The organism is Aeromicrobium sp. (assembly GCF_049586495.1).
In the GTDB taxonomy this organism is placed as follows: Bacteria; Actinomycetota; Actinomycetes; order Propionibacteriales; family Nocardioidaceae; genus Aeromicrobium.
This window is the reverse complement of the sequence record NZ_JBAVCB010000190.1, coordinates 1-24,782: the sequence shown is the minus strand read 5'-3', so window position 1 is coordinate 24,782 and position 24,782 is coordinate 1. Positions and strand designations below refer to the sequence as shown.

The window sequence follows — 24,782 nt, the reverse complement described above, 5'->3', positions numbered from 1 at the left end:
GCCTCACTCCGAGAACGAGTGCTGCTCCTCGGGGAACGTGCCGCCCTTCACGTCGGCCACGTAGTCCTGGGCCGCCCGCAGCATGACCCCGTGCAGATCGGCGTACCGCTTCACGAATCGCGGGGCCTTGCCGGTGTTGAGGCCCATCATGTCCTGCCAGACCAGCACCTGGGCGTCGCACTCGATGCCGGCTCCGATGCCGACCGTGGGGATGCGCAGCGCCTCGGTGACCTCAGCAGCAACCGGAGTCGGCACCATCTCCATGACGATGGCGAAGGCGCCGGCCTCCTCGAGTGCTAGTGCCTCCTCCACCATGCGGGCGGCGCCGTCACCGCGACCCTGGACCCGGTATCCGCCCAAGTTGTGCTCGGACTGCGGCGTGAAGCCGATGTGGGCGCACACCGGGATGCCGCCGTCGGTGAGCAACTTGACCTGCGGCACCATCGGTAGGCCGCCCTCGAGCTTCACCGCGTGCGCGTCGGCCTCCTTCATGAAGCGGACGGCGGTGTGGAACGCCTGCTCCGGCGAGGCCTGGTAGGACCCGAACGGCAGGTCCGCGAGCACCAGCGCATGCGGGGCCGATCGGGCCACGGCCCGCACCAGTGGGATCAGCTCGTCCACCGTGACAGGCAGCGACGTCACGTTGCCGTACACGTTGTTGGACGCCGAGTCGCCGACCAGCAGGACCTCAACACCGGCCTCGTCGAACGTGGCGGCAGCGTACTGGTCGTAGGCCGTGAGCATCGTCCACTTCTCGCCCTGCTCCTTCATGGTCTGCAGGTGATGGGTGCGGATGCGCGTGCGCTTCTTCTCGGTGGGCGCGGGGCCAGCGCCGTAGGGAGCGGTTTCTTCAGCCATCGTGGGCTCTCCTGTTCGTCTCGCAGCCCCAGCCGGGGTCCACGGATGATTCCAGCCTGCCAGATCCTTCGACGGCGGGCAGCCGGTGTGACGCGTGTCATGGTCACTGTGCGCCTGGGCCTCAGGCGGTCACAGCTTCTCGCGCCACCGGTGGGTGATGGGCACACGCCGGTCCCGACCGAAGTTGCGGCGCGACACCTTGGGCCCCGGCGGGTACTGGCGCCGCTTGTACTCGGCGCGATCCACCAGCCCGATGACCCGTTCCACCAGCGCAGGGTCGAATCCTTCGGCGATGACCGCCGCTGAGCCGAGGTCGCGCTCGACGTAGGCGTCCAGCACCGCGTCGAGCAGCTCGTACGGCGGAAGCGAGTCGGTGTCGAGCTGACCGGGCCGCAGCTCGGCGGACGGTGGCTTGGAGATGGTGTTCTCCGGAATGGGGGGAGTCTCGCCGCGCTCAACGGCGATCTCGTTGCGCCAGCGCGCCAGCTCCCACACCAACGTCTTGGGCACGTCCTTGATCGGTGCGTAGCCCCCCACCGCGTCGCCGTAGATGGTCGAGTACCCGGTGGCCAGCTCGGACTTGTTGCCGCACGCCAGCACCAGGTGGCCGTGCTGGTTCGACAGACCCATCCAGATCACGGCACGGACCCGAGCCTGCAGATTTTCCTCAGCCAGCCCGTCGAGGTGCAGGGAATCTTGGTAGGCGTCGAAGATCGGCGCGATCGGGATGGTCTGCAGGGAGAGACCGGTGCGCCTGGCCTGTTCTGCGGCATCGGACTGGCTGTGCTCAGAGGACCAGGCGCTCGGATTGGACACCCCGAATACGTTCTCCGCGCCGAAGGCATCGACGGCGATGGCAGCGACGAGTGTGGAGTCGATTCCCCCGGACATCCCGAACAGCACGGAGGAGAAACCATTCTTGTGCACGTAGTCGCGCAGCCCCGTGACCAACGCGGTGTAGATCTCCTCGTTCCGCTTCATGCGCTCGTGGTGAACCACGGGCCGCGGCTCGTACGCAGCGAACGGCTGCGCGCTGACGATGGTGCGACGGATGCGCAGGCCGCCGAAGCGTTCGTCCGGATCGGGCATCGGTTCGGTGGCTGCGGGCAGGTCCAGATCCACCACGAGCAGCTCGGGCTCGAACTGTCGGGATCGACCCAAAACGCGGCCGGTGGCGTCGACCACGATGGAGTCGCCGTCGAAGACCAGCTCGTCCTGGCCACCGACGAGGTTCACGTACGCCAGCACGCACTCGCCCTCGCGGGCGCGGCGTGCGCACAGGTCGAGGCGCACGTCGTCCTTGTCGGCCTCGTAGGGGGAGCCGTTGGGAACGACGAGCAGCGCGGCCTCGGCCGCCTTCGCTGCGGCGGACGGGCCGTCGCGCCACAGGTCCTCGCAGATGGCCAGCGCGACGTCGATCCCGCCGATCTGCACCAGGTTGATCGTGTCGCCGGGCACGAAGTTGCGGATCTCGTCGCCAACGCCGTAGTTCCACAGGTGGTGCTTGGCCTGCGACGCGACGACTCGGCCGCCGTGGATCACTGCCACGCAGTTCTGCGGAGCGTTCTTGGGGATGCCGAGCCGGTTGTCGACGCCCTCGGCCTGTCCGAGGTATCCGACCATGGCCACCAGGTCGCCGCACCCCTCCTGCGCCAGGCGTTCGGCAAGCACCTGGACGCCGGCGATCGATGCCTTGATGAACGAGGCCCGCATGGCGAGGTCCTCGATCGGATACCCGGTCAGCACCATCTCGGGAAAGACGACCAGGTGGACGTCTTGCTCGGCGGCCTGGCGGCAGAAGTCCACGACGAGATCGGCGTTGCCGGCGAGATCGCCGACCGTGGCGTTGACCTGAGCGAGGGCAAGACGAAGCTGGGGCACGCGCCCGAGCCTATCGAGCCACGTCGGTGACGCCGATCATCGCGATGTCTGGCAACGTCAGGGCAGAAACATGGTCGTAACATTTCGCAAGGAGACTGACCCCATGGGCAAACAGGAAGATTTCGTGCTCCGGGCGCTCGAGGAGCGCGACGTGCGATTCGTGCGGTTGTGGTTCACCGACGTGCTGGGGTCGCTCAAGTCCGTCGCGATCGCCCCTGCGGAGCTTGAGGGCGCCTTCAGCGAGGGCATCGGCTTCGACGGCTCTGCCATCGAGGGCTTTGCCCGGGTGCACGAGGCCGACATGCTGGCCATGCCCGACCCGTCGACCTTCCAGATCCTGCCGTGGCGCGGCGAGACGCCGGCCACGGCTCGCATGTTCTGCGACATCACGATGCCGGACGGCACGCCGTCGTATGCCGATCCGCGGTACGTGCTCAAACGCACCCTGAGCAAGGCCAAGGACGCCGGATTCACGTTCTACACCCACCCCGAGATCGAGTTCTTCCTCTTCAAGGGCAAGCCCGACCCGGGGGAGCGGCCTGTGCCGGTCGACGACAGCGGGTACTTCGACCACACCGCCCAGGGCGGCGGGCAGGACTTCCGTCGAGAGGTCATCACGATGCTCGAGAGCATGGGCATCTCGGTGGAGTTCAGCCACCACGAGGGCGGCCCCGGCCAGCAGGAGATCGACCTGCGCTACGCCGACGCCTTGTCAACTGCCGACAACATCATGACGTTTCGCACCATCGTGCGTGAGGTGGCGCTCAGCGAGGGCAAGTGGGCCTCTTTCATGCCCAAGCCGTTCACCGAGCATCCCGGTTCGGGCATGCACACCCACGTGTCGTTGTTCGAGGGCGACGAGAACGCGTTCTTCCACGCCGGGGCCGAGTACCAGCTGAGCGCCACCGGACGCGCCTTCGTGGCTGGCGTGCTGCGCCACACGCCGGAGATCACCGCAGTCACCAACCAGTGGGTCAACTCCTACAAGCGGCTTGCGGGCGGCGGCGAGGCACCCAACTACGTCTGCTGGGGCCACAACAATCGTTCGGCTCTGATCCGCATCCCGATGTACAAGCCGCACAAGGGCAACTCGGCGCGGATCGAGCACCGGGCCATCGATGCTGCCTGCAACCCGTACCTGGCGTTCGCGCTGGTGCTGGCGGCCGGTCTCAAGGGAGTGCAGGAGAAGTACGAGCTGCCCCCCGAGGCCGAGGACGACGTCTGGGCTCTGAGCGAGAACGAGCGACGTGCCATGGGCATCGCCCCGCTGCCGCGGAACCTCGACGAGGCGATCCGCACCATGGAGACCAGCGAGCTCGTGGCGGAGACGCTGGGCGAGCACGTCTTCGACTTCTTCCTGCGCAACAAGCGAGCGGAGTGGCAGGACTACCGCTCGCAGGTCACCCAGTTCGAGCTGGACCGCCTGATGCCGATGGTGTGAGGTCCGCTCGTCGATGGGTAACCTGCGAGGGTGGCCGCCGACGTACCTGATCTCTCCCGACGGGGCTTCCGTGATGCCATCGAGGCTGGCGCGCTGATCGAACGTCTGGGTGCCGACAAGGCCCTGGTCGAGCAGATCGTGGGAGTGGCGAGCCCCGACACGGCGCTCAATGCTTTGGCCGACATTGCGGACCGTATCGGCAGCAAGGCCCTGCTGGACCTGATGACCGACGCAGATCTGCGACAACGTCTGCTGGTGGTGCTGGGCACCAGCCAGGCCCTCGGCGAGTTCCTCTCCCGGCATCCTGAATTCATCGCCGACCTCGGTGCCGATGAGCTGTCCACCCGGCCGCTGTCGCTGGAGGCCATGCGCACCCAGGTCGAGGCCGCCACGGATCCTGATTCCTTGCGGATCGGTTACCACCGCAAGTTGCTCCACATCGCGGCTCGCGACCTCACGGCACACACGACCTTCGCGGAGTCGTCAGCTGAGCTGTCCGATCTCGCCGTCGCGACGCTGGGCGCCGCGTTGAACATGGCTCGAGCGGACGAGGACGACCCCGACTCATCCCGGTTCACCATCATGGCGATGGGCAAGACCGGTGGCCGTGAGCTCAACTACATCTCTGACGTCGACGTCGTCTTCGTGCACGACACACCCGATGGCGGCGACGATCAGCAAGCTCTCCAGACCGCGACCCGACTGGCCACTGCCGTCATCCGGATCTGTGGGCAACACACCGGCGAGGGAACGATCTGGGAGGTCGACGCAAACCTGCGTCCTGAGGGACGACACGGACCGCTGGTGCGCTCGTTGGCCAGCCACGTCGCCTATTACGAGCGCTGGGCCAGCACGTGGGAGTTCCAGGCCCTGCTGAAGGCCCGGTACGCCGCAGGTGACACCGACCTCGCCGAGGCCTACCTGACGGCGCTGTCGCCGATGATCTGGACGTCCAGTCGCCGCGAGAACTTCGTGACCGACGTGCGGGCCATGCGACGTCGGGTCATCGACAACATCCCCACGGCGCATCGCGACCGCCAGCTCAAGCTGGGCGCCGGCGGTCTGCGCGACGTGGAGTTCGCGGTGCAGCTGCTGCAGCTGGTGCATGGTCGTGCTGACGAATCGTTGCGCAGCTCCACCACTTTGGACGCGCTCGAGGCCCTGACCGACGGCGGTTACGTCGGCCGTCGCGATGGCTCCGCTCTGGCTGAGTCCTATGAATTTCTGCGCACCCTGGAGCACCGCATCCAGCTGTTTCGTCTGCGGCGCAGCCACATCGTCCCCGATGATCCCGAGGACCTGCGTCGGATCGGCCGCAGCATGGGCTTTCGGGTCAACTCTGCCGAGCTGCTGACCAAGGACTTGCAGGCGCATCGACGCGTGGTGCGCCGGTTGCACGAGAAGCTGTTCTACCAGCCGCTGCTGGAGGCTGTGTCCTCCTTGCCCAGCGAGGGCCTCCGTCTGACCGAGCTGGCTGCCGAACAGCGACTCACCGCTCTCGGCTTCACCGATCCGCATGGAGCCCTCAGCCACATCCAGGCCCTCACGAAGGGGGTCTCGCGGCGTGCGTCGATCCAAAAATCGTTGTTGCCCGCCATGCTCGAGTGGTTCGCGGCCTCGACGGATCCCGACGCGGGCCTGCTGGCGTTCCGCAAGATCTCCGAGGAGCTCGGCGGGTCGCACTGGTACCTGCGCAAGCTGCGCGACGAGGGCGAGAGCGCCGAGCAGCTGGCGCACGTGCTGTCCTCGAGTCGCTGGGTCACAGACCTGATCCTGCGGGCGCCGGACTCGGTGGCTCTGCTGGGCGATGACGCCGAGCTGGTGCCTCGGGACGCCGAGCGGTTGTTCGCCGAGGTCGACCTCGCGGTGTCGCGCCAGTCCGACGGAGCGGCCGGCGTCCGTGCCGTCCGCCGGATCAGACGGCGCGAGCTGTCCCGCATCGGGATCGCCGACGTGCAGGGCCGGCTCGACATCTTGCAGGTCGGAGAAGCGCTGACCGATGTCGGCACCGCGACACTCAGGGGAGCTCTCGCGGCGTCCATCGCCACCGTCGAAGCAGAGCGCGGACCGTTGTCGACGCGCATGGCCGTCATCTTGATGGGGCGACTCGGTGGGTTCGAAGCCGCCTACGGCTCTGACGCCGATGTGATGTTCGTGCACGCGCCGCACGAGGGGGTGGACCCCGAGGCGGCCACGGCCAGCGCGTTGGCGGTGGCCCAGAACATGCGCAAGACCCTCGCGGCTGCCGGTGACGACCCGCCCCTGGAGCTGGACGCCGACCTGCGGCCGGACGGCAAGAACGGGTCACTGGTGCGGTCGTTCGAGTCCTACCGCTTGTACTACGAGAAGTGGTCGGCGGTGTGGGAGGCGCAGGCGCTGCTGCGGGCTCGCGCCACGATCGGCGACGAGCAGCTGTGCGCGGAGTTCACCGACCTGATCAATCCGTTGCGCTGGCCCGCCGGTGGGGCGACGCCTGCTGAAGTCCGCGAGATCAGGCGCATCAAGGCCCGGGTGGATGCCGAGCGACTGCCACGTGGGGCCAACCCCAACACCCACCTGAAGCTGGGTCGGGGCGGGCTGGCCGACGTCGAGTGGACGGTCCAGCTGCTGCAGATGCAGCACGCGCACGCCGTGGCTGAGCTGCGCACGACGCGCACCATCGCGGCCCTGCGTGCCGCATCGGGCGCCGACCTGATCTCGGTCGACGAGGCGGAGTGTCTGGAGGCGGCCTGGCGGATGGTCAGTCGGATCCGCAACGCTGTCGTGCTGATGCGCGCCAAGCCAGCCGAGTCGATGGTCGAGCAGTCTGACGAGCGCGCCGGCGTCGCGCACCTGTTGGGGTACGGTGCCGACCAGAGCGAACGCATGGTCGACGACTACCTGCGCATCACCCGTTATGCGAGACAGGTCGTGGAGAAGGTGTTCTACGCCTGAGCCCTGGGGGCGATGGTCAACCGGCCCGGCGAGAGCCGGCCCGGCGAGCGTTCGCGATGATCTCGGCGCGCTCGTTGATGGTGAGGCCGCCCCACACGCCGTACGGCTCCTGCACCTGCAGGGCGTGAGCCCGACACTGCTGGAGCACTGGGCACACGGCGCACAGCGCCTTGGCGTTGGCCTCACGAGTGCGGCGGCGAGGGCCACGCTCGGCGTCGGGGGAGAAGAACGTCTCCGGGTCGACTGTCCGGCACGCACCCTCGTACTGCCATTCGTAGGCTTCTTGGATCGGTGCCGGAAGCCGTGAGATCTCTGCCATGATGTGCCCTCCCTCGGTGTGCGGTTACATCAGTTGTTCGTGACCGCCACCGGGGTGGATGGGTGTGGGGCAGAAGTTTCAGGCCTCGCGCTGCATCTGCAGCTGGTAGACGTCGATGTAGCCCGTCTTGAACCCCGCCTCGCAGTACGCCAGGTAGAACTCCCACATGCGACGGAACGTCTCGTCGAAGCCATGTCCGCGCACGCCGTCCCAGTTGGCGGTGAAGTTGTCGCGCCAAGCCCGCAGAGTGCGGGCGTAGTCCTGACCCAACGAGTGCTTCTGCGTGACCTTGAGCCCGGACGTGTGGGCGGCCAGGTTCTGGTCGATCGCTTCCAGCGATGGAATCAGGCCGCCTGGGAAGATGTACTTCTGGATCCAGCCGTAGGAGTTGCGCGTGGTCAGGTAGCGGTGATGCTCCATCGTGATGGCCTGGATGGCCACCGACCCGCCGGGGGCCAACAGCTCGTCGATCTTGGCGAAGTACGTGGGCCAGTACTCCTCGCCCACGGCTTCGATCATCTCGACGCTGACGATGGCGTCGTACTCGCCAGTCGCCTCGCGGTAGTCGACCATCTGCAGGTCGATCAGGTTCTCGACCTCGGGGCCGGCCGCGGCGAACCGCTCCCGGGCCAAGACCGCCTGCTCGGTGGAGATCGTGATGGTGGTGACCTTCGCGCCGCGCTGGGCCGCGCGAACAGCGAGCGCGCCCCAGCCGCTACCGATCTCGAGCACGCGCGTGCCCTCGGTCACGTGGGCCGCGTCCAGGATGCCGTCGATCTTGCGCATCTGCGCATGCTCGAGCGTCTCGTCGGCGCTGGTGAACCAGGCTGCCGAGTAGGACATCGATGGGTCGAGAAAGGCCTCGAACATGTCATTGGACAGGTCGTAGTGCGCTTCGATGTTCTTCTTCGACCCGGAGACCGAGTTGCGGGTGTGGTGCGGCAGACGCTTGTCGACCAGCACGCGCACCTTCTGCAAGGACTGCGGCACGAGCTGAGTGATGCGCTCGGCGAACGGTGTCAGCAGATCGGCCAGATCGGTGTCGGCGCCGGTGGTCCAGTCACCAGCCATGTACGCCTCGCCGAAGCCGACCTTGGTGTCGGCGCCGAGACGAGCGAAGAACGCTTTCGGGCGAACAATCTTCATCTCGGGCGCGTCGGGTCCGCCGGCGCCCCACGGCTCACGGTCTGGGAACGTCATGTGGACGGGCGCGCGGTTTGCGGCGGGGCGAAGAATCGCCGCAGCGACGCGTGCCTTGAACGGCGTGCGAGGCGTCCGGACCACTCCGGGCCAACGGTCGGTGGCGATGTCAGTCATTGCGTTCCCTCCTGGGGATGGTGGACTGGCCGGGCGACGACTGGTAGTCGTCGGATCCACAACCAGACGCCATGCATTCGAATCAGCAGGCTAGTTCGATGGGTCACGAAAGGCATTTTCACCAACAAGGTGATCAATCTGCGTGGCGTCGCACGCTCGGGACGGCCGCTGAAGGTGGCCGAGAACACAGCGGGAGCGCCGGGAGCGGGCTTCAGCACGACCGTCGAGGACACCACGGCGGGGGACAGCGTGAAGTTCAGGTCGTAGCGTCCGGCGACGTCGAAGAACGGCGACACGTAGAACGCCTTGTCGACGCCAGCGCGGCCCGCCTCGTCGAGCTGGAGCAGGTAGGCGTGCCGCTCGCCGTAGGTGTTGTGCACCTCGGCCACCACACAGGTCAAAGATCCGTCCGGAGCGATCGCCCAGAAAACGCTCAAGGGATCGAAGGTGTGCCCAAACACCCGGGCATTGGCCAGCATGATGATCTGATGGCCTGACACGTCGACGCCCTGGATCTTGCAGAACCTCTCGATGTTGTCGCGGATCGACGCCTGGGGATCACCGATGTGGTCCTCGGCGTGGAAGGTCGAGAACGACCGCAGACCCCGCGGCATGACCGGAAGGTCGTCGAGATCGACCAACCACTGGTAGACGCGGTTCGTGAACCGGTGCTTGATCGGTCCGCGGCGGGTGTGCTTGACCTTGCCCTCGACGAGGGCGGGCAGAGTTGGCAGCTCTCGCGTCACCATGCAGCACCCAGGGCGGCAGCAGCGTCCACACCGGAGCGACAGCCGTCCTCGTGGAAACCCCACCCGTGATAGGCGCCGGCGTAGACCGTGGTGGCTGAAGACAGCGTCTTCAGCTCGGACTGCGCTGCCACCGACGTGGGGGTGTAGATGGGATGGGTGTACTGCATCGTGGCGTGCACGGTGTCCGGATCGATGCGCTCGGAGGCATTGAGCGTGACCAGAAAGGGCCGCTCGCTCTCGATGCCCTGCAACCGGTTCATCCAGTAGGTGACGGCCGTGAGGTCATTGCGTTCCTCGCACGAACCCATGCGGTAGTTCCACGCCGACCGAGCCTCGGTCGCGCGGGGCAGCACGGAGTCGTCACGGTGCAGGACCGTCTCGTTCTGCGAGTACTCGAACGAGCCCAGGACTCGGCGTTCATCGTCGGTGGGGTCGGTCAGCAGCGCAAGGGCGTCGTCGGCATGGGTGGCGATGATGACCGCATCGGCGTGGTGCATCTGGCCTGCCACGTCGATCAGCTCGACGCCGTCAGCGGTACGGGTGACCTGGCGAATCGCCGTCGAGGCGCGGACGTCACCGATGGACGCCGTCACCTTGTCGATGTAGCTGTGTGAGCCACCCAAGACGGTGAACCACTGCGGCGAGCCCTTGATGGACAAGAAGCCGTGGTGCTTGAGGAAGGTGAACAGATACCGCGCGGGATACTGCAGAGCGGTCTCGTGGCCCGAGGACCAGACGCAGGACACCACCGGAATGGCGTAGTGCGACAAGAAGTAGTCGTCGAAGCCGTGCTGCTGGAGAAAATCGCCGTAGGTCTGCGGCTCCTCGGCCGATTCAGGGGAGTCGAGCAGTTCTTGAGCGAGGCGGCCGAATCGCTTCACGCCCAGCAGCATCCTGATGAACCGGGGGTCGAACAGGCGGCGCTTCTGGGCAAAGATGCCCTTGCCGCCGCGGCCGCCGGCAAACTCCAGACCGCAGCCCTCGCACGAGATGCTCATCGACATCTCGGTCGCATGCACGTCGACGTCGAGCTCGGCGAACAGGCGCCGCAGCTGCGGGTAGGTGCGGTCGTTGTGCACGATGAAACCGCTGTCCACGCGGTGCGTGGCGTCAGCGTCCTCGATCGTGTGGGTGTGGGCGTGCCCGCCGAACCGGTCATCGGCCTCGAAAACCGTGACGTCGAAGTTCTGCTGGCGAAGAATGTATGCGGCGGTCAGTCCTGACACGCCAGAGCCGATCACGGCGACAGATGAAGTCATGTCAGTCATTCGAAGCCGAACGCCTCAGGGCTTGCTGTCTGCGGCGTCTGTGCCATCGTGACCTGCACGGCGGCTGGATTCAGCGATCTCGAAGATCTCGGTGCCGAAGGCGCCGAATTCCGTCGTGATCTTGCGGGCGGTCTCGAACAAGATGGCCACCACGTGGCCGGCGCTGGCGATCGCGGCTTCAGTCGACTGTTGAACGACATCCTTCGCGATCTCGCGCCGGTCCAGGCTCATACCGACAAGTGTGGCGCACGAGCCTGTTCTTCGCGACGAGCGGCCTCGTCGCGCTTGGCGCGGCGCAGAGCCTTGGACTCCGGGCTCTTGCCCTGCTTGTACGGATCTTGGGGCTTGGCGCCGTACTGCGCGAGCTGCGCGGCAACGCTCCACAGCTGGCGCGACATGCGGCCGGAGTTGTACTGCAGGCCGTACCTGCGAACCAGCTCCTGGACCTCGGGGGCGATCTCGGGATAGCGACGCGCCGGAATGTCGGGGAACAGGTGGTGCTCGATCTGATGGCTCAAGTTGCCTGACAAGATGTGGAACGGACGGCTGCCGCTGATGTTGGCCGACCCGAGCAGCTGGCGCAGGTACCACTGACCGCGCGATTCATTCTGCGCGTCCTCCTCGGCGAAGGTGGCGACCTCGGCCGGGAAGTGGCCGCAGAAGATGATCAGGAACGTCCAGATGTTGCGGGCCAGGTTGGCCGCGAAGTTGGCGCCGAGGACGGCGAGTGGGGCCCACCAGCCGACGAATGGCACGAGCGCCAAGGCCATCGCGGGGTAGACGACGAAGTCTTTCGTCAGCTGGCGGCGCACCTTGCGGGCCAGACGGCTCTTGCGGTTGCCGAATTCCTTCTTGGTCATCTTGCCGGCGAGGTAGTCGTCCAGCTCGATGCCGTGATACGCCACGCCCCACTCGAAGAACAGCATCAGGAAGAAAGCCAGAGGAAGGTTGAAGCGGTGGTTGGGGTACCACGGCTGATCCTCGTCGATGCGCAGCAGGCCGTAGCCGATGTCGCGGTCCATGCCGTGGATGTTGGTGTAGGTGTGATGAATGTAGTTGTGGCCGTGCTTCCAGTCCTGGGCCGGCGCGACGATGTCCCACTCGTAGTTCTTGCCGTCGATCAGCGGGTCATTCATCCAGTCGTACTGGCCGTGCATGACGTTGTGGCCGATCTCCATGTTCTCGAGGATCTTGGCCACGCTCAGCAGCACGATGCCGGTGATGAAGACCGGCAGGAAGAAGGGGAAGAAGATCCCGATGCGACCCAGCACCTCGGCGACCTGCTGTGCGCGGATGACGCGGCGAATGTAGTCGGCGTCAGCCTGGCCGAGGTCGTCGAGGACGCGCTGGCGCACGGCGTCGAGCTCGTTGCCGAATTCGTCGAGCTGCTCGTAGGTGAGCAGGTCGAGGCCGATCGTGGCGCGCTGGTCGGCGTTCTGGCCCACCCGCGGCTGCGGAGCCTCGTTGTGATTCGACGCGCTGAGCGGCTCGATGGGAGCAAGCTTGCGGGACATGGGATTCCTCCTGGAAGGGGTGGCTAGAGGGCGACGGTGACGTCGCCGACGGGCACGTTGACGCAGATCTTGATGGTCTCGTCGGTGTTGGCGTGGACTTCCCGCGTGACGACGTGGCGAACGGCGCCGCTGAGCTTCTTGACGGCGCAGGTGTTGCAGACGCCCATGCGGCACCCGAAGGCGGGCGCGAGGCCGGCGGCCTCGGCCTGCTCGAGGATGGTCGCGCCGGAGTTCTCGGCCGAGATCGACGCGGCGTCGAACTCGAGGGTGCCGGTCGCGTCGGCGGCGTTGACGTCCACGCTGGGAACCTTGAAGTACTCCTGGCGCAGCTGATCGGCGGCGCCGAGCTCGGTGTAGGAGTCGCGCACCGTGGCGATCAGGCCGGCCGGGCCGCACACGAAGGTGAGGGTGTCGGTCGGATCGATGCCCAGGTGCTTGACGTGGTCGATGGTGAACCGGCCGGACAGGTCAGCACCGGGCGCGGTCTCGCGGGTGTAGACCCGCACGATCTCGGCGCCCGCAGCGGCCAGCTCGTCCAGCTCGCTGGTGAACATCTCGTCCTCGCGGGTGCGGGCGTAGTGCAGGAAGGTGATGCGGCCGGTGTGGCGCTGCTCGCGCAGCGTGCGGACCATCGACATCACCGGGGTGATGCCTGATCCGCCGCTGATCATCAGGACGTGAGCGGGGACCTCGGCTGGCAGGACGAACTCGCCCTCGGCCTGCGACAGGAAGATGGTGGTGCCGGGGGTGATGTCGCGGTGCAGGAACTGCGAGACGTAGCCGTCGGGATGGGCCTTGACAGAGACGCTGAATCGACGGCCAGCTCGCCCGCGGCGGACGGCGGCGCTGCTGGAGACCGAGAAGACGCGTACCTTGCGGGTGCCGTCGACCTCGACGCCGAACTGCACGTGCTGACCGGGCCGGAAGCCCCTCCAGGCGCCATTGGCTTGAATCACCACGGTGCTGGAGTCGCCAGTCTCTCGGCGAACCTCGACGACCGTGCCGCGAACCGCGGTGGCAGTGGCCATCGGGTGGATGCGCTCCAGATAGTGGTCCACGTGGTGCGGAGACGTCAGGGCAGCGACGGGCTTGGAAGCCAGTGCGGTGCGAATGATGCCCATTGAGTGATCTCCTAATTGAGTGCACGTGCGTACACTCAGATCATGTCTTGCTTCCCGAACGTGTGCAAGTCGAACGCCCGTGACCTGCGCCACGAGCGTGCGGGTCCGGCCTGACGGTGGGGCTACAGGTGTTCACCAGAACTTCCCGACACTAGGATGGATGCATGACCGAGCTTGCTGGCGAATCCCGCCAGGCGCAGAAGGAGCGCACGCGGCAGGCGATCATGGACGCCGCGCTAGATCTGGGTCAGCACCAAGGGTTCGCGCAGGTCAGCCTGCGTCAGGTGGCTCGGCACGCTGGGGTCGTGCCCACTGCGTTCTACCGGCACTTCGAGTCGATGGACGAACTAGGACTCGCGCTGGTCGAGCAGTCCTTCTCCACGCTGCGACGCATGATTCGCGAAGCGCAGCGAGATCCGAAACTGTTCGAGAACATCATCGATGCGTCCGCCGAGATCTTGGTCGAGTCGGTGAAGATCTCCAAGCCGCACTTCGGCTTCGTGTCCCGCGAACGCGTCGGTGGCTCGCCCATCGTGCGACAGGCGATTCGCCACGAGCTGGACTTGTTCGTCAGCGAGCTGGCTGTGGTGCTGGGCCGTCTGCCGAACATCAACACCTGGACGACCGAGGACGTGCAGATGGTCTCGCGGCTGTTCGTGCGCAACATGGTGTCCAACGCCGAGGAGGTCGTCGAGATGCCTGACCACCGGCCCGACCTCGAGCAGCAGATCAAGGAAGGCGCGCGTCGCCAGATGCGCCTGATCGTCGTCGGCTTTGAGAAGTGGCATTCCTGACCCCACCCTGGGGCGGCGATGTACCCATCAACGACAACAGCTCGCGCTCAACGGTCCAGCCCAGCGAGGCGTACAGGCCGCGTCCGTCGGCCGAGGCGGCCAGCACCGCATGCCGAGCCCCGCGCCTGTGAGCGTGCGCGGACAGGGCAGACACGACGTGGCGGCCGAGACCTTGCCGCTGATGCGTGGGAGCGGTCTCCACTGCGTCGAACGTGGCCCAGCTGTCGTGCAGCCCCACGGCGCCCTCCGCGACGATCCGGTCGCCCTCCCGGACGTGATAGCGGGTGATCCGAGCGTCGTGGTCCCACGTGGCCACGAGCCCGTCAGGCAGGACGTGGATGTCGCCGGGCTCGATGGCGACCGTCATCAACGTCTCGTCGTGACGATCCACCCGGACGTCCTCTGGCAGAGGCAGCGAGCGATAGTCGATCAAGTCAGTTCCGACGACCGTGAGCATCGCTGCGGGGTCGCCGGCGACGTGGGGGAGCAGCGTGCGAAATTCTTCCACGCCGGGGGCAACGCAGATCAGCTCCGAACGCCGAGAGGCAGATCGCACGTGGATCAGCGGCCAGCCATCGTTCGTGGAGATCTCGAGACCGCGCATCGCGGCCCAGCCAGCGATCCAGCGTTCAGTCAGCTCATCTGGCACGGGCCGATCATGACACGCGGCGGCGAGGTCAGGCGGCGCTGGTGGAACCCGCCGCAGCCACGACAGCCGCGTGCTGCTCATGGGCTGCAGAGGCCAGTCGATCCAACGCCAGAGCGAACACGTCGTCGCCGAGCTGGTCCTCCAGCAGGTGGATGATGCCCGGATCGCTCTCGAACTGCGCCGACCACTCGACGTGGCAGGTGGATTCGCGATCGACGACGACCGAGATCGTGGCGCAGTGATCCGAGATCGGAAACGGCGGCTCAGGCATCCGGTACTGCAGAGTCCACGCTTCCTCGTCACGCTGGACGACGGTGACCACGATGTCAGGAGGCGACTCCGGCCCGCCTTCGTAGATGTTCAGTCGCGGATGCCAGCGGTCAAACTCTTGAATCAGTGTCCAGACGAGTCCGGCCGGGGCGGCGACAAATGTGCGACGTGCGATGCGGGGCAAGGCGACTCCTCGGTGCGGTGATGCTCTTCCCATCAAACCCTCCCGACGGCGATCGGACTGCATCGATGCGGTGAGGCATTGGTCACCCCGCCTGCTCAGGCTGCTGTCAGTTCTTCCAGCGCGCGCAGGATGACAACGTGATCGGGGTAGTCGCCGATCCGCGCGCCTTCGTGGCTCCAGACGACCTGACGCCGGCTGTCGACGATGACCACGCCCGGGCTGCGCACCGTGTCCTTCGTGATCTTCTGGGGGCGATACCCGTGTCGCAGCGACCGGACGTATGCTGCCGCGCCGCGCGGATTCGCCAGCTTCCACCCCAGTGGTCTGGTCATCTCGACGGCCTCGCGAAAGGCGTGCTCGGGGTCGAGATACACCGGCATCGTGACGCCGCGCTCTTCCTGCAACCACTGCGCCTGATAGTCCGCTGACCCGCCCACCGCGGCGGCGTCCGCGTTCCCTGCGGCCAGCTGGGGCCGGAGCCGGTCGAGCTCGACCAGCCAGTCCTGGCACGGCAGGCAGCCGAAGTAGCGGACCACCTGCACGACGGTGAAATGGCCCGGTGACGGCGAGGGGAACGACGTCGCCGCCCCCGTGGGCTCGAACAGCGGGAGATCGGCGGGCAGGACGGGATTCGTGGTTTTGGCGGGCACACCAGGGAGAACACGGGCAGGTCCCCTGGGCATTCCCGCTGTTCGGGCCGGAGGACACTCATCCTGCGCCATGCTGGAGTCAATGACTCTGATTCCAGCGACTCTGGTGCCGGCCCCGGGAATGATCTCGTGTCAAGGGTGGGTTCCCCCGACGTGGAGCACACCTCGATGACCGGTTCAGACGAGCGATCTCGTGCGTTCGCCGAGCACGTCGAACCCGAGGCTGAGGTCCTCCTGCGGGTCGCGCAGCGACTCACCGGGTCGTGGTCAGAGGCAGAAGACCTGGTGCAGGAGACGCTGATCCGCGCCTTCAAGGGCATCGAGTCCTTTGATGGCGCCCACCCCCGGGCCTGGTTGCTCACCATCATGCGTCGCGCGCACATCAACAGCCACCGGAGGCAGCGCCCGATCACCGCAGACCCGCATTACGACCTCGAACACCGAAAGCCAGCCTTCGGGCGAGCGGTGGCAGACGACCCGGAGGATGTGGTGCTGGATCGGGTCATCGACCACGACCTCGAAGCGGCGTTGGAGGCACTGGACCCTCGGTTCCGCGCGGTGATCTGGCTGGTGGACGTGGACCAGCTCGCCTACAAGGAAGCCGCCGAGGCGCTGGGCATCCCGGTGGGAACCGTGATGTCCCGGCTCAGCCGTGCACGGTCGCGGGTGCGCAAGCACCTCGCCGATGCTCACCACGACCACCCCAGGAGGGACACATGATCCACGCACTGCGCACGATGGTCCGCTGCCGCTGGTCTGCTCGACGAATCCAGCGCTACATCGACGCCGATCCCTCTGCTCCCCTCACCACCGACGAGGTGGAGACGCTGGAGGCTCACTTGGCGGTCTGTGACCGCTGCCACGGTGTGGTGCGCGAGGGGCGGGGACTCAAGAGCTCCCTTGCACGACTCGGTGAACGCCGCGGGCCGGACCCGGCCCGCGTAGCCAGGGTGCGGCTGCAGGCACACCGACTCGCGCGCGGCGACTGGTCAGGCAGCTGAGCTGGCGGCGTCCTCGACACCGGAGCGCAGCTGTCCCTCCGCACGCACGCGACGCGCGTGCAGGGTGCCGACGACGGTAAGCCCGATGAGCCCCACCACGGCGATCGCGAACGGCCACGACCCCGGTGAGAAGCCGTACGCGCCCACCGCGACGTACACCGCGGTGCCGGGAATGATGCCGATGGCGGTCGCCGTGACGTAGGAGCGCAGGGTGACGGCGGTGAGGCCGAAGACGTAGTTGATCGTGGTGAACGGGATCACCGGGACGAGCCGGGCCACCAGCACCGTCATGAAGCCGCGTTGGCCGATCTGCTCATCGAGGCGGCGCACCCGGTTGGCTGTCAGGCCGCGCACGGAGTCACGCCCGAGCCACCGGGCCCCGATGAATGCACCTGTCGAGCCGATGATCGCACCGAGGAGCACGACCGCGGTGCCGACCCAGAAGCCGAAGATGGCACCGCCGGCGATGGTGCAGACGGCCTTGGGCAGCGGCAGGAGCGTTGCGGCGGCATAGAAGACGACGAAGCCCGGCAAGGCGAGCGGTCCGAGATCGTCGAAATAGTCGCGAACCGCCGGACCGCTGGGCATGCCGACCTGCGTCTCGAGAACGACCAAGCCGGCGATGACCACCGCCAGCGCGATGACACGCACGATCACGCCTTGACGGGTCATGTTTCCTCCTGAGTGAAGACGGTGCACCGATCGGGATTGATGTGCACGCCGATCCGCTCGCCGGCGTCGACCCGGGTTCCCACCGGGACGTGCAACCCGATGCGTTGGTCGTCGTCGGTGACTCCCGACACGACCAGATGAGAGCCGGCGAAACGAACGGCGTCGAGCGTGACGGCGAGAGCATCCGTGGTCGGCGGTGCGAGCTGTACCGACTCGGGACGGGCGACGAGGACGCCCGCACCGGGCGACGCTGAATGCGGAACCTTGAGGGTGGTCTCGCCGATGCGGAAGGTGGCATCGCCGACCGTCCCGAGCAGCTCGTTGCCCACACCCATGAAGCGGGCCGTGGCCAGACTCGGTGGGCGGGCGTACAGGTTCTCGGGGGAGTCGTACGCCTCCACGGAGCCGTTCAGCATGATCACGATGCGGTCGGCGATCTCGACCGCCTCGGCCTGGTCGTGGGTGACGAACAGCGTGGTGACGCCGGAGGAGTCGTGCAGGTTGCGCACGAGATCGCGCATCTCGGCGCGCAGTGACGCGTCGAGCTGGGAGAACGGTTCGTCGAGCAGCAGCAGCGACGGCTCGAGCACGAGGGCTCGGGCCAGGGCGACCCGTTGCTCCTGCCCGCCGGACAACTCGTGCGGGCGACGGCCAGCCAGGGCACCCAGCTGAACGCGGTTCAGCATGTCCGCGACTCGTTCGGCGATCTCTCCGCGCGGTCGCCGGAGCATCCGCAGGCCGAAACCCACGTTCTGGCCGACGGTGAGGTGCGGGAACAGCAAGGGCTTCTGGAACACCAACGAGATCGGGCGTCGTTCGGCCGGAATCCCGCGAACATCGGCGCCGTCGACCTCGATGCATCCGGCGTCCGGCTCGACCAGACCGGCGACCATCTGCAGCGTGGTGCTCTTGCCGCAACCGGACGGTCCCAGCAGTGCCGTGAACGACCCGGTGGGGAGGTCGAGATCGACGTCATCGACCACGGTGATCGCGTCGAACGTCTTGGTCAGCGACGCCAGCCGGAGGGTCGGTGTCATGAGCGGGCCATGCCCATCAGCATGCCGCCCCGCACGCGCAGCAGACGCGACAGGGTCAGCATCAGCACGACCGGGGGAACGACGAGCAACACCCCGAGCGCTGCCGCGGCCGCGGTGTCGGACGAGCTGACGGTGGCGAACAGCAGCAGCGGAAGGGTCTGCACCTGGCCGCCGCCCACCACCAGGGTCAGCACGTACTCGCTCCACGAGATCAGAAAGGTGAGCACGGCGCTCGCGGCCAGGGCTGGCGCCAGCACCGGGATGGTCACCAAGGCCGTGGTTCGGGTCGGGCCTGCGCCGAGCACCCGCGCCTGGTGCTCCAGGTCCAGATCGAACGACTCGAAGGCTCCGCCGAGGATCGTGGCGGCGTACGGGACGGTGAGCACCAGCTGCACCAGCGCAACGCCCACCACCGTTTCAGACAGGCCCCACCGGATGAAGAAGACCTGCAGGCCCAGGACGACGGCCAGCCCCGGCACGATGACCGGGGCGATCAGCAGGAACTGCACCAGGCGTCGTCCTCGGAAGCGGTGCAGGCCGATGACCCGCCCTGCCGGCAACCCGATCGCGCACGACAGCAGCGCGACGGCTGTCGCCACGGCGGTCGAGGTCAGCAGGGCAGCGAGGGTCTCGGACGTGAAGATCAGGGACAGACCCCGGGTCGAACCGTCAGTGGGCAGCAGATCGGGGTAACGCCACGAGCGGGTCCCTGCCCACAGCACCAGCGGTACGAGCGGGGCGAGAACCACCACCACGATCAGCGTGCTGGCGGCCCGCCTCACAGCTGGCTCCGGCGGCTCATGCGCACGAGCACCAGGTACAGAGCCGCGACCACCGTGGTCAGGGCGGCCAGCAGCACCGCAACCGCCATCGCCTGGGGCCGCGCCGTCAGGTCGGTGTCGCTGAAGGACTGGAAGGTGACGACGGACAGCGGCGCGGGGAAGGGGCGACCCAGCAGGATCGGCACTTCGTACGATCCCATCGTGAAGGCCAGCACGAGCACGGCTGCTGCTCCCACTGGAGCCGCGATCACCGGGACGGTGACGTGGAGCAGGCGTTGCCACCCGCGGGCGCCGAGCGTTCGCGAGACGTCTTCCAACCGAGCAAGATTCGCGGTCATCGCGGCCAGCGCGATGACGGCGATGAATGGTGTCTCCTTCCAGACGTACTCGGCGATGATGCCCCAGCCGAAGCTGTCCTGTGTCAGGGCGGGGAACTGCTGCTGATCGTCGACCAGCCCCGTCGTGGCTGCGGCGCGGGAGAGGAATCCGGACGGCGACAGCAACAAAGCGATGCACAGAGCGCCGACGAGATGGGGGACCGCCAGCATCGATTGGAACAGTCGGGTCATCCACGCTCGGCCGCGACCCAGCCGGCGCGCGAAGAGCGCGAGCCCCACGCCGAAGACGGTGGCGAGGGCGGTAGAGATCAGGCCGATGCGCAGCGTGAGATTGATCGAGGAGGTCACGGCCGGATCGGATGCCGCCGACCGGTACGCGTCGAGCGACCATGTTGCGTCCCCCACCAGCGGTTGCTGCCCCAGGCTCTGCAGGACGGCCTGCGTCACGCCGCCGACGAAGAACCCGCCAATCACCACCATGGCAGGTGTCAGCAGCAGGGCGCGCCGCACGCTGGGGCGCTGCATGGTGAAAAGAGTGGTCATCCGCGCTGCTACTTCTGCAGGACGAGTGTCGTCCAGTCCTTCTCGATGCGGGTCAGGTAGCCGCTCGCGAGCTCTGGCTGAGCGTTGGCGGTGAGGTCTGCCAGCGACAGCACGGACGGGCTCTGCTGCACATCGGCGAACTGCTGCTGGACGTCGTCGCTGGTGCGGGACACGTCGATGCCTGGGTAGATGCCGGTGGCCTCGAACAGGGCCAGCTGCACCTCAGGGTCCTGCAGCACGTCAGCGAGCACGAACGCTGCTGATCGGTGGGCGGCATTCTTGGGGATGGTGATGAAGCTGTGATTGCTGATGTTTCCGCTGCTGGGCACGGCTTCGCGGGTCGACTCCGGGTAGACGCCGTCCGTGACCTGGCTGGCGACCGCTCCGGGACCGTAGCTGAAGTACGCGCTGATCTCGCCATCGGCGAACAGCTTTTCCACATCGGTCTGGCTGGTCGGGTACGTCTCGCCGCCTCGCCACAGGCTCGGCTCGATCGCATTGAGGCGGTCGTAGAAATCGCCGGTCGCGGCGGTGTAGGCGGCCTCGTCGAACTCGCCGGACAACTCATCAGGTCCGCCCACGTCGGCGTACAGCAGCGAGCGCACGGCCATCGAGCCGGTGAAGTCCGGCGGTGCCGGGTAGGCGAACTTGCCGGGGTTGGCCTTCGCCCACGCCAGCAGGGAGTCGACCGAGGCGACGTCAGCGGCATCGAGGTCGTCGCTGTTGTAGACCAGTGCCGAGCTGGCCTGCTGCCACACCGACTCACACCCGTTGACGGGTACGCCGAAGTCCTCGGCCACCGTCGGGTCTTCCAGATCCACGAACTTCGCGTTGGGCAAATCACCGGACCATCCGCAGGACCACAGATCAGCCTGGACGCCCGTGGCGAAGTTCTCGCCGTTGACCCAGATCGCGTCCACCGCGCCGCCACTGTCGCGTCTGGCCTGCTTCTCGCCGAGCACCTTGTTGACCGCGTCGGCGGTGTCGGTGATCCGCACCTGCTTCAGCGTGACACCCAGCGCGTCGAGCCGAGGGGCCACCTCATCCTTGACGAACGTGTTGAGCACGTCGTCCCCGCCGAACATGTACCAGTTCACGGTCTGGCCCTCGGCGTCAGCGAGGACGGCAGACCAGTCAGACGCGGGCGGCTGATCGGGTGCGGTGCCGTCGGAAGTGCAGGCGGTCAACGCCAGTGCTCCTGCAGCACACGCGGCAGCCAGACGAAGGGGACCGGAGGACAACAGCACGATGGGGCTCCTGGAGGGGGCAGGTGGGGAGTCAGTGGACGGGTGCGTGGACGGGTTCGGGCCGCAGCATCACGACGCCCTCGATGATGCGTTGCAGGACGGTGATGGTCACCGCTGCCAGGAAGACCCAGAGGATCGTCGCGGCGTGCTGGGGCATGACCATCAGCGCGACGTAGGCGATGACGGTCTCGGTGCCCTCGGCCAGCCCGCCAACGAATCGCAGCGAGCGATGGTCGGCGTGGTCCTGCGCGCGTCGGCGCTCCAGGATTGACGACAGGGCGAGAAATGCCGTACCCGAGAGGTAGTAGGCCACGAGCAGCGAGACCGCGGCCAGACGGGCGTCGGGAACCTCGATCGCCACGGCCAGCACCACGCCGGCGTAGATGCTGAAGTCAGCCAGGATGTCGAGGAAACCGCCTAGGTCGCTGGGGGCGGTCTGACGGGCCACGGCACCGTCGAGCCCATCGAGCACCCGATTGAGCAGCCACAGGACGAGCGCCACGCCCCAGGCGCCGCCCACGATGGCGAGGCAGCAGGCGATTCCGATCATCCATCCGGCGCCGGTGATCGTGGTCGGGTGTATCCCCGCGCCGGCCACTCGGCGTCCCACGGCGTCGAGGGGAGGACCAGTGACGCGTCGTGCGACAGTGTCGAGCATCCACGTCTCCTGATCTTGGTGCCGGATTCAGGAGAGAAACCCGGTGGTGGTGGCACGGTATTCCCGCGACACCCTTCAGTCAGCCATGAATGTGGCGATCGCGCGACCCAGATCGTGGCCGGCATCCTCCTGCAGCAAGTGGCCAGCGTTCGCGATCACGGGATGTTCCAGCCCCTGGGCGCCAGGGACGAGCTTGCGCAGGATCGGTGCCATGGCGCCGGTGATGGGATCGCTGTCGCCGAACGCAGCGAGAAAGGGCTTGCTCCATTGCGTCAGCTGGACCCACGCGGCCCGATTCGCTTCAGCAGCGGGATCGTCCGGTGTGTTGGGCACCAAGCTGGGCATCGCCCGTGGCCCGACCTTCGACTCCTCGACCGGGAACGGTGCGTCGTAGGCCGCGCGGGTCTCATCAGCCAGTCCGCGCACGCATCCGGACTCGACGAAGCGTCCGACCTCGAGCACCTCGGCCTTCTCGACGGCTTCGCGAAACCTCCACCAGATCTCAGGCATCTTCTGATCTCCGGTGGGCAGTCCGGTGTTCGCCGCGACCACGCGCGTGAATCGCTCGGGGTGCTCGGCCACCAGACGCAGTCCGATCAAGCCGCCCCAGTCCTGACCAACCAGCGTGACGTCGCGCAGCTTCAGGTGGTCGAATGCCAGCTCGCGCACCCACTCGACGTGGCGGGCGTAGCTGTGGTCTGTGGTCGACAGTGGCTTGTCCGAACGTCCGAATCCGATCAGATCGGGGGCGATGCAGCGCACGCCAGATTCAACCAACGTCGCGATGACGTGTCGGTACAGGAAGGACCACGTCGGCTCGCCGTGGAGCAGCAACGCGACGGGGCCGTCGGACGGCCCGGCGTCGATGTAGGCCATGTGCAGCGGCTCGCCGGAATCGTCGTCCGGGCGCTTCACCTCGGCATACGCCGGGTCCCAGTCGAAGTCCGGGAGATCAGTGAACCGGTCGTCCGGGGTGCGATACACGTCCATGAAGTTCCTTCCTGGCGGGTTACCTGACGGTAGCCGCATGGCGGGCTCGCGCGTCCGTCAGGGATGATTGAGGTTGCACACGGTGACTCGCCCGAGCAGAAAGGAGTCCGGCATGCGTATCGCGTTGCTCTCGTATCGCAGCAAGGCGCACGTCGGCGGCCAGGGCGTCTACGTCCGGTACCTCAGCCGCGAGCTCGTCGCGCTCGGTCACGACGTCGAGGTGTTCTCCGGTCAGCCGTATCCCGAGCTCGACCCCGGCGTCGTCCTCACCAAGGTTCCGAGTCTTGACCTGTATCGCGAGCCGGACCCTTTTCGGGTGCCGAAGCTGCGGGAGTTTCGCGACCTGATCGACGTGCAGGAGTTCCTCACGATGTCGCTGGGAGGATTCCCCGAACCACGGACGTTTGCGCGCAGAATGACCCGACTGCTCTCCCGTCGGATCGATGATTTCGACGTCGTGCATGACAACCAGACGTTGGGCAGCGGGATTCTCGACATCGAGAAGCTCGGGCTGCCGCTGGTGACCACGATCCACCACCCGATCACGATCGACCGCCGGATCGATCTGCAGGCCGCCCCTACTCGGCGACGCAGGTTCGGCGTGAGGCGCTGGTACGGCTTCGTCGCGATGCAGTCGCGCGTGGCGCGCAAGCTCACACTCATCATCACGCCGTCCGATTCGTCCTCGCGAGACGTCGTCACCGAGTTCGGTATCGACCCGGCTCGGCTGCGCGCCATTCCGCTGGGCGTGGACGAGCGCTTCGTGCCGCCCACCGATCAATCCCGCGTGCCGGGCCGCATCCTGGCCATGGCGTCGGCCGATGCGCCACTCAAGGGCATCGCGACGCTGCTGGAGGCGTTTGCCAAGCTGCGCACGGAGCGCGACATCCATCTCGTTCTCGTCACGACGCTCAAGCCGGGTGGTGTCACAGCCACCCTGATCGACCAGCTAGGTATCGGCGATGACGTGCATTTCGTCAGCGGATTGTCAGATGACGAGCTCGTCACATGGATGGGATCGGCTGAGCTGGCGTGCGTCCCGTCACTGTACGAAGGTTTTTCGCTGCCCACCGCTGAGCTGATGGCCTGCGCCACGCCGCTGGTGGTGTCGCGGGCCGGGGCGATCCCCGAGGTCGTGGGTCCAGACGGACTCGCCGCTGACGTCGTGGAGCCCGGTGATGTGGGCGAGCTGGAGCAGGCGCTCGCGCGGCTCCTCGACGACCCCGACCGCCGCGCCGCCATGGGTGCCGCTGGTCGACAGCGTGTCCTGGACCTGTTCAGCTGGAGGGCCGTTGCCGACAAGGTCGTCGACGTCTACACCGAAGCCATGCACCGCCCGTCACCGAGCCATCACCACCCTGGGGAGACCACCAGTGCTGACCGTTGATTTTGACCGGCTGGGACTCGCGCCCGGTGACCGCGTGCTCGACATGGGTGCCGGCGGCGGCCGTCACACCTTCGAGGCCTACCGCCGCGGCGCCGACGTGGTCGCTTTCGATCTCGACGCCGACGAGCTGGACACGATCCGTGAGTGGACCGCGGCGATGGCCGAGACTGGTGAGGCG

25 protein-coding genes are annotated in these 24,782 nt (G+C 67.0%); 6 read left to right on the top strand and 19 right to left on the bottom strand.

Going from position 1 to position 24,782, the window contains the following annotated elements; genetic code table 11:
* Positions 1 to 3: 3 nt before the first annotated feature.
* Both panB and WB508_RS10015 read right to left on the bottom strand, forming a co-directional pair.
* On the bottom strand, positions 4 to 858 hold the full coding sequence (panB, locus tag WB508_RS10020; RefSeq protein WP_423844741.1) for a 3-methyl-2-oxobutanoate hydroxymethyltransferase: 855 nt from the start codon (positions 856 to 858) through the stop codon (positions 4 to 6).
* 129 nt (positions 859 to 987) lie between these two features.
* Positions 988 to 2,739 carry an NAD+ synthase gene (locus WB508_RS10015; protein WP_423844740.1) on the bottom strand — a complete coding sequence of 584 codons (1,752 nt, stop codon included), beginning with the start codon at positions 2,737 to 2,739 and terminating at the stop codon, positions 988 to 990.
* Positions 2,740 to 2,842: 103 nt separating this feature from the next.
* Here WB508_RS10015 and glnA point away from each other — a divergent pair, with 103 nt between their 5' ends.
* Both glnA and WB508_RS10005 read left to right on the top strand, forming a co-directional pair.
* Positions 2,843 to 4,180: a type I glutamate--ammonia ligase gene (glnA, locus tag WB508_RS10010; protein WP_423844739.1), complete on the top strand. Its 1,338-nt coding sequence runs from the start codon at positions 2,843 to 2,845 to the stop codon at positions 4,178 to 4,180.
* 30 nt (positions 4,181 to 4,210) lie between these two features.
* Positions 4,211 to 7,114, top strand: coding sequence for a bifunctional [glutamine synthetase] adenylyltransferase/[glutamine synthetase]-adenylyl-L-tyrosine phosphorylase (locus WB508_RS10005; RefSeq protein WP_423844738.1), 2,904 nt, complete (start codon positions 4,211 to 4,213; stop codon positions 7,112 to 7,114).
* Between the two features lie 16 nt (positions 7,115 to 7,130).
* On the opposite strand, the gene WB508_RS10000 is transcribed toward WB508_RS10005, so the two are convergent.
* The 7 genes from WB508_RS10000 to WB508_RS09970 all read right to left on the bottom strand — a co-directional run bounded on the left by WB508_RS10000 (position 7,131) and on the right by WB508_RS09970 (position 13,402).
* Entirely contained in the window at positions 7,131 to 7,433 is a 303-nt protein-coding gene (locus tag WB508_RS10000; RefSeq protein WP_423844737.1) for a WhiB family transcriptional regulator, read from the bottom strand.
* A gap of 78 nt (positions 7,434 to 7,511) precedes the next feature.
* The gene (locus WB508_RS09995) at positions 7,512 to 8,750 is read right to left on the bottom strand and encodes a class I SAM-dependent methyltransferase (RefSeq protein WP_423844736.1); all 1,239 of its coding nucleotides are present in this window, start codon (positions 8,748 to 8,750) and stop codon (positions 7,512 to 7,514) included.
* Positions 8,747 to 9,499, bottom strand: a complete 753-nt coding sequence (locus WB508_RS09990) for a DUF1365 domain-containing protein (RefSeq protein WP_423844735.1) — start codon at positions 9,497 to 9,499, stop codon at positions 8,747 to 8,749. Before WB508_RS09990 ends, WB508_RS09995 begins: the two co-directional genes overlap by 4 nt.
* Positions 9,493 to 10,758 (bottom strand): NAD(P)/FAD-dependent oxidoreductase, encoded by a 1,266-nt coding sequence (locus WB508_RS09985; RefSeq protein WP_423844734.1) that lies wholly within the window; start codon positions 10,756 to 10,758, stop codon positions 9,493 to 9,495. The genes WB508_RS09990 and WB508_RS09985 overlap by 7 nt, the downstream gene beginning before the upstream one ends.
* 24 nt (positions 10,759 to 10,782) lie before the next feature.
* On the bottom strand, positions 10,783 to 10,998 hold the full coding sequence (locus WB508_RS09980) for a hypothetical protein (protein WP_423844733.1): 216 nt from the start codon (positions 10,996 to 10,998) through the stop codon (positions 10,783 to 10,785).
* A complete protein-coding gene (locus WB508_RS09975) occupies positions 10,995 to 12,281 on the bottom strand; it encodes a fatty acid desaturase family protein (RefSeq protein ID WP_423844732.1) in 1,287 nt (428 codons plus the stop codon). The genes WB508_RS09980 and WB508_RS09975 overlap by 4 nt, the downstream gene beginning before the upstream one ends.
* Positions 12,282 to 12,304: 23 nt before the next feature.
* Entirely contained in the window at positions 12,305 to 13,402 is a 1,098-nt protein-coding gene (locus tag WB508_RS09970; protein ID WP_423844731.1) for a ferredoxin reductase, read from the bottom strand.
* Between the two features lie 164 nt (positions 13,403 to 13,566).
* Between WB508_RS09970 and WB508_RS09965 the strand changes: the two genes are divergently transcribed.
* Positions 13,567 to 14,196 carry a TetR family transcriptional regulator gene (locus WB508_RS09965; RefSeq protein WP_423844730.1) on the top strand — a complete coding sequence of 210 codons (630 nt, stop codon included), beginning with the start codon at positions 13,567 to 13,569 and terminating at the stop codon, positions 14,194 to 14,196.
* On the opposite strand, the gene WB508_RS09960 is transcribed toward WB508_RS09965, so the two are convergent.
* From WB508_RS09960 to WB508_RS09950, 3 genes are all read right to left on the bottom strand, one after another.
* Entirely contained in the window at positions 14,132 to 14,845 is a 714-nt protein-coding gene (locus WB508_RS09960; protein WP_423844729.1) for a GNAT family N-acetyltransferase, read from the bottom strand. The two genes, WB508_RS09965 and WB508_RS09960, sit on opposite strands and share 65 nt — an antisense overlap.
* Positions 14,846 to 14,873: 28 nt before the next feature.
* A complete protein-coding gene (locus tag WB508_RS09955; RefSeq protein WP_423844728.1) occupies positions 14,874 to 15,299 on the bottom strand; it encodes an SRPBCC family protein in 426 nt (141 codons plus the stop codon).
* A gap of 95 nt (positions 15,300 to 15,394) precedes the next feature.
* Positions 15,395 to 15,949 carry an AhpC/TSA family protein gene (locus tag WB508_RS09950; protein WP_423844727.1) on the bottom strand — a complete coding sequence of 185 codons (555 nt, stop codon included), beginning with the start codon at positions 15,947 to 15,949 and terminating at the stop codon, positions 15,395 to 15,397.
* A 168-nt stretch (positions 15,950 to 16,117) separates the two neighbouring features.
* Here WB508_RS09950 and WB508_RS09945 point away from each other — a divergent pair, with 168 nt between their 5' ends.
* Positions 16,118 to 16,669, top strand: coding sequence for an RNA polymerase sigma factor (locus tag WB508_RS09945; RefSeq protein WP_423844726.1), 552 nt, complete (start codon positions 16,118 to 16,120; stop codon positions 16,667 to 16,669).
* 269 nt (positions 16,670 to 16,938) lie between these two features.
* On the opposite strand, the gene WB508_RS09940 is transcribed toward WB508_RS09945, so the two are convergent.
* From WB508_RS09940 to WB508_RS09910, 7 genes are all read right to left on the bottom strand, one after another.
* Complete coding sequence (locus WB508_RS09940) at positions 16,939 to 17,622, bottom strand: TVP38/TMEM64 family protein (RefSeq protein ID WP_423844725.1); 684 nt, start codon at positions 17,620 to 17,622, stop codon at positions 16,939 to 16,941.
* Positions 17,619 to 18,659 (bottom strand): ABC transporter ATP-binding protein, encoded by a 1,041-nt coding sequence (locus WB508_RS09935; protein WP_423844724.1) that lies wholly within the window; start codon positions 18,657 to 18,659, stop codon positions 17,619 to 17,621. Before WB508_RS09935 ends, WB508_RS09940 begins: the two co-directional genes overlap by 4 nt.
* Positions 18,656 to 19,441: an ABC transporter permease gene (locus WB508_RS09930; protein ID WP_423844723.1), complete on the bottom strand. Its 786-nt coding sequence runs from the start codon at positions 19,439 to 19,441 to the stop codon at positions 18,656 to 18,658. Before WB508_RS09930 ends, WB508_RS09935 begins: the two co-directional genes overlap by 4 nt.
* Positions 19,438 to 20,322, bottom strand: a complete 885-nt coding sequence (locus WB508_RS09925; RefSeq protein ID WP_423844722.1) for an ABC transporter permease — start codon at positions 20,320 to 20,322, stop codon at positions 19,438 to 19,440. Before WB508_RS09925 ends, WB508_RS09930 begins: the two co-directional genes overlap by 4 nt.
* Positions 20,323 to 20,330: 8 nt before the next feature.
* Positions 20,331 to 21,569 (bottom strand): ABC transporter substrate-binding protein, encoded by a 1,239-nt coding sequence (locus WB508_RS09920; protein WP_423844721.1) that lies wholly within the window; start codon positions 21,567 to 21,569, stop codon positions 20,331 to 20,333.
* Positions 21,570 to 21,600: 31 nt separating this feature from the next.
* Entirely contained in the window at positions 21,601 to 22,227 is a 627-nt protein-coding gene (locus WB508_RS09915; RefSeq protein WP_423844720.1) for a CDP-alcohol phosphatidyltransferase family protein, read from the bottom strand.
* 75 nt (positions 22,228 to 22,302) lie between these two features.
* Positions 22,303 to 23,217 (bottom strand): haloalkane dehalogenase, encoded by a 915-nt coding sequence (locus WB508_RS09910; protein WP_423844719.1) that lies wholly within the window; start codon positions 23,215 to 23,217, stop codon positions 22,303 to 22,305.
* 112 nt (positions 23,218 to 23,329) lie between these two features.
* On the opposite strand from WB508_RS09910, the gene WB508_RS09905 reads away from it, so the two are divergent.
* Both WB508_RS09905 and WB508_RS09900 read left to right on the top strand, forming a co-directional pair.
* Positions 23,330 to 24,604 (top strand): glycosyltransferase family 4 protein, encoded by a 1,275-nt coding sequence (locus WB508_RS09905; protein WP_423844718.1) that lies wholly within the window; start codon positions 23,330 to 23,332, stop codon positions 24,602 to 24,604.
* The coding region (locus WB508_RS09900) for a class I SAM-dependent methyltransferase (RefSeq protein WP_423844717.1) at positions 24,591 to 24,782 on the top strand (192 nt) is incomplete at its 3' end. The genes WB508_RS09905 and WB508_RS09900, both read left to right, overlap by 14 nt.

Coding starts and splice junctions, on each gene's coding strand:
- panB (WP_423844741.1), bottom strand. CDS start 858: ATGGCTGAAGAAACCGCTCCCTACGGCGCTGGCCCCGCGCCCACCGAG.
- glnA (WP_423844739.1), top strand. CDS start 2,843: ATGGGCAAACAGGAAGATTTCGTGCTCCGGGCGCTCGAGGAGCGCGAC.
- WB508_RS10000 (WP_423844737.1), bottom strand. CDS start 7,433: ATGGCAGAGATCTCACGGCTTCCGGCACCGATCCAAGAAGCCTACGAA.
- WB508_RS09995 (WP_423844736.1), bottom strand. CDS start 8,750: ATGACTGACATCGCCACCGACCGTTGGCCCGGAGTGGTCCGGACGCCT.
- WB508_RS09990 (WP_423844735.1), bottom strand. CDS start 9,499: ATGGTGACGCGAGAGCTGCCAACTCTGCCCGCCCTCGTCGAGGGCAAG.
- WB508_RS09985 (WP_423844734.1), bottom strand. CDS start 10,758: ATGACTTCATCTGTCGCCGTGATCGGCTCTGGCGTGTCAGGACTGACC.
- WB508_RS09980 (WP_423844733.1), bottom strand. CDS start 10,998: ATGAGCCTGGACCGGCGCGAGATCGCGAAGGATGTCGTTCAACAGTCG.
- WB508_RS09975 (WP_423844732.1), bottom strand. CDS start 12,281: ATGTCCCGCAAGCTTGCTCCCATCGAGCCGCTCAGCGCGTCGAATCAC.
- WB508_RS09970 (WP_423844731.1), bottom strand. CDS start 13,402: ATGGGCATCATTCGCACCGCACTGGCTTCCAAGCCCGTCGCTGCCCTG.
- WB508_RS09965 (WP_423844730.1), top strand. CDS start 13,567: ATGACCGAGCTTGCTGGCGAATCCCGCCAGGCGCAGAAGGAGCGCACG.
- WB508_RS09945 (WP_423844726.1), top strand. CDS start 16,118: ATGACCGGTTCAGACGAGCGATCTCGTGCGTTCGCCGAGCACGTCGAA.
- WB508_RS09940 (WP_423844725.1), bottom strand. CDS start 17,622: ATGACCCGTCAAGGCGTGATCGTGCGTGTCATCGCGCTGGCGGTGGTC.
- WB508_RS09935 (WP_423844724.1), bottom strand. CDS start 18,659: ATGACACCGACCCTCCGGCTGGCGTCGCTGACCAAGACGTTCGACGCG.
- WB508_RS09925 (WP_423844722.1), bottom strand. CDS start 20,322: ATGACCACTCTTTTCACCATGCAGCGCCCCAGCGTGCGGCGCGCCCTG.
- WB508_RS09915 (WP_423844720.1), bottom strand. CDS start 22,227: ATGCTCGACACTGTCGCACGACGCGTCACTGGTCCTCCCCTCGACGCC.
- WB508_RS09910 (WP_423844719.1), bottom strand. CDS start 23,217: ATGGACGTGTATCGCACCCCGGACGACCGGTTCACTGATCTCCCGGAC.
- WB508_RS09905 (WP_423844718.1), top strand. CDS start 23,330: ATGCGTATCGCGTTGCTCTCGTATCGCAGCAAGGCGCACGTCGGCGGC.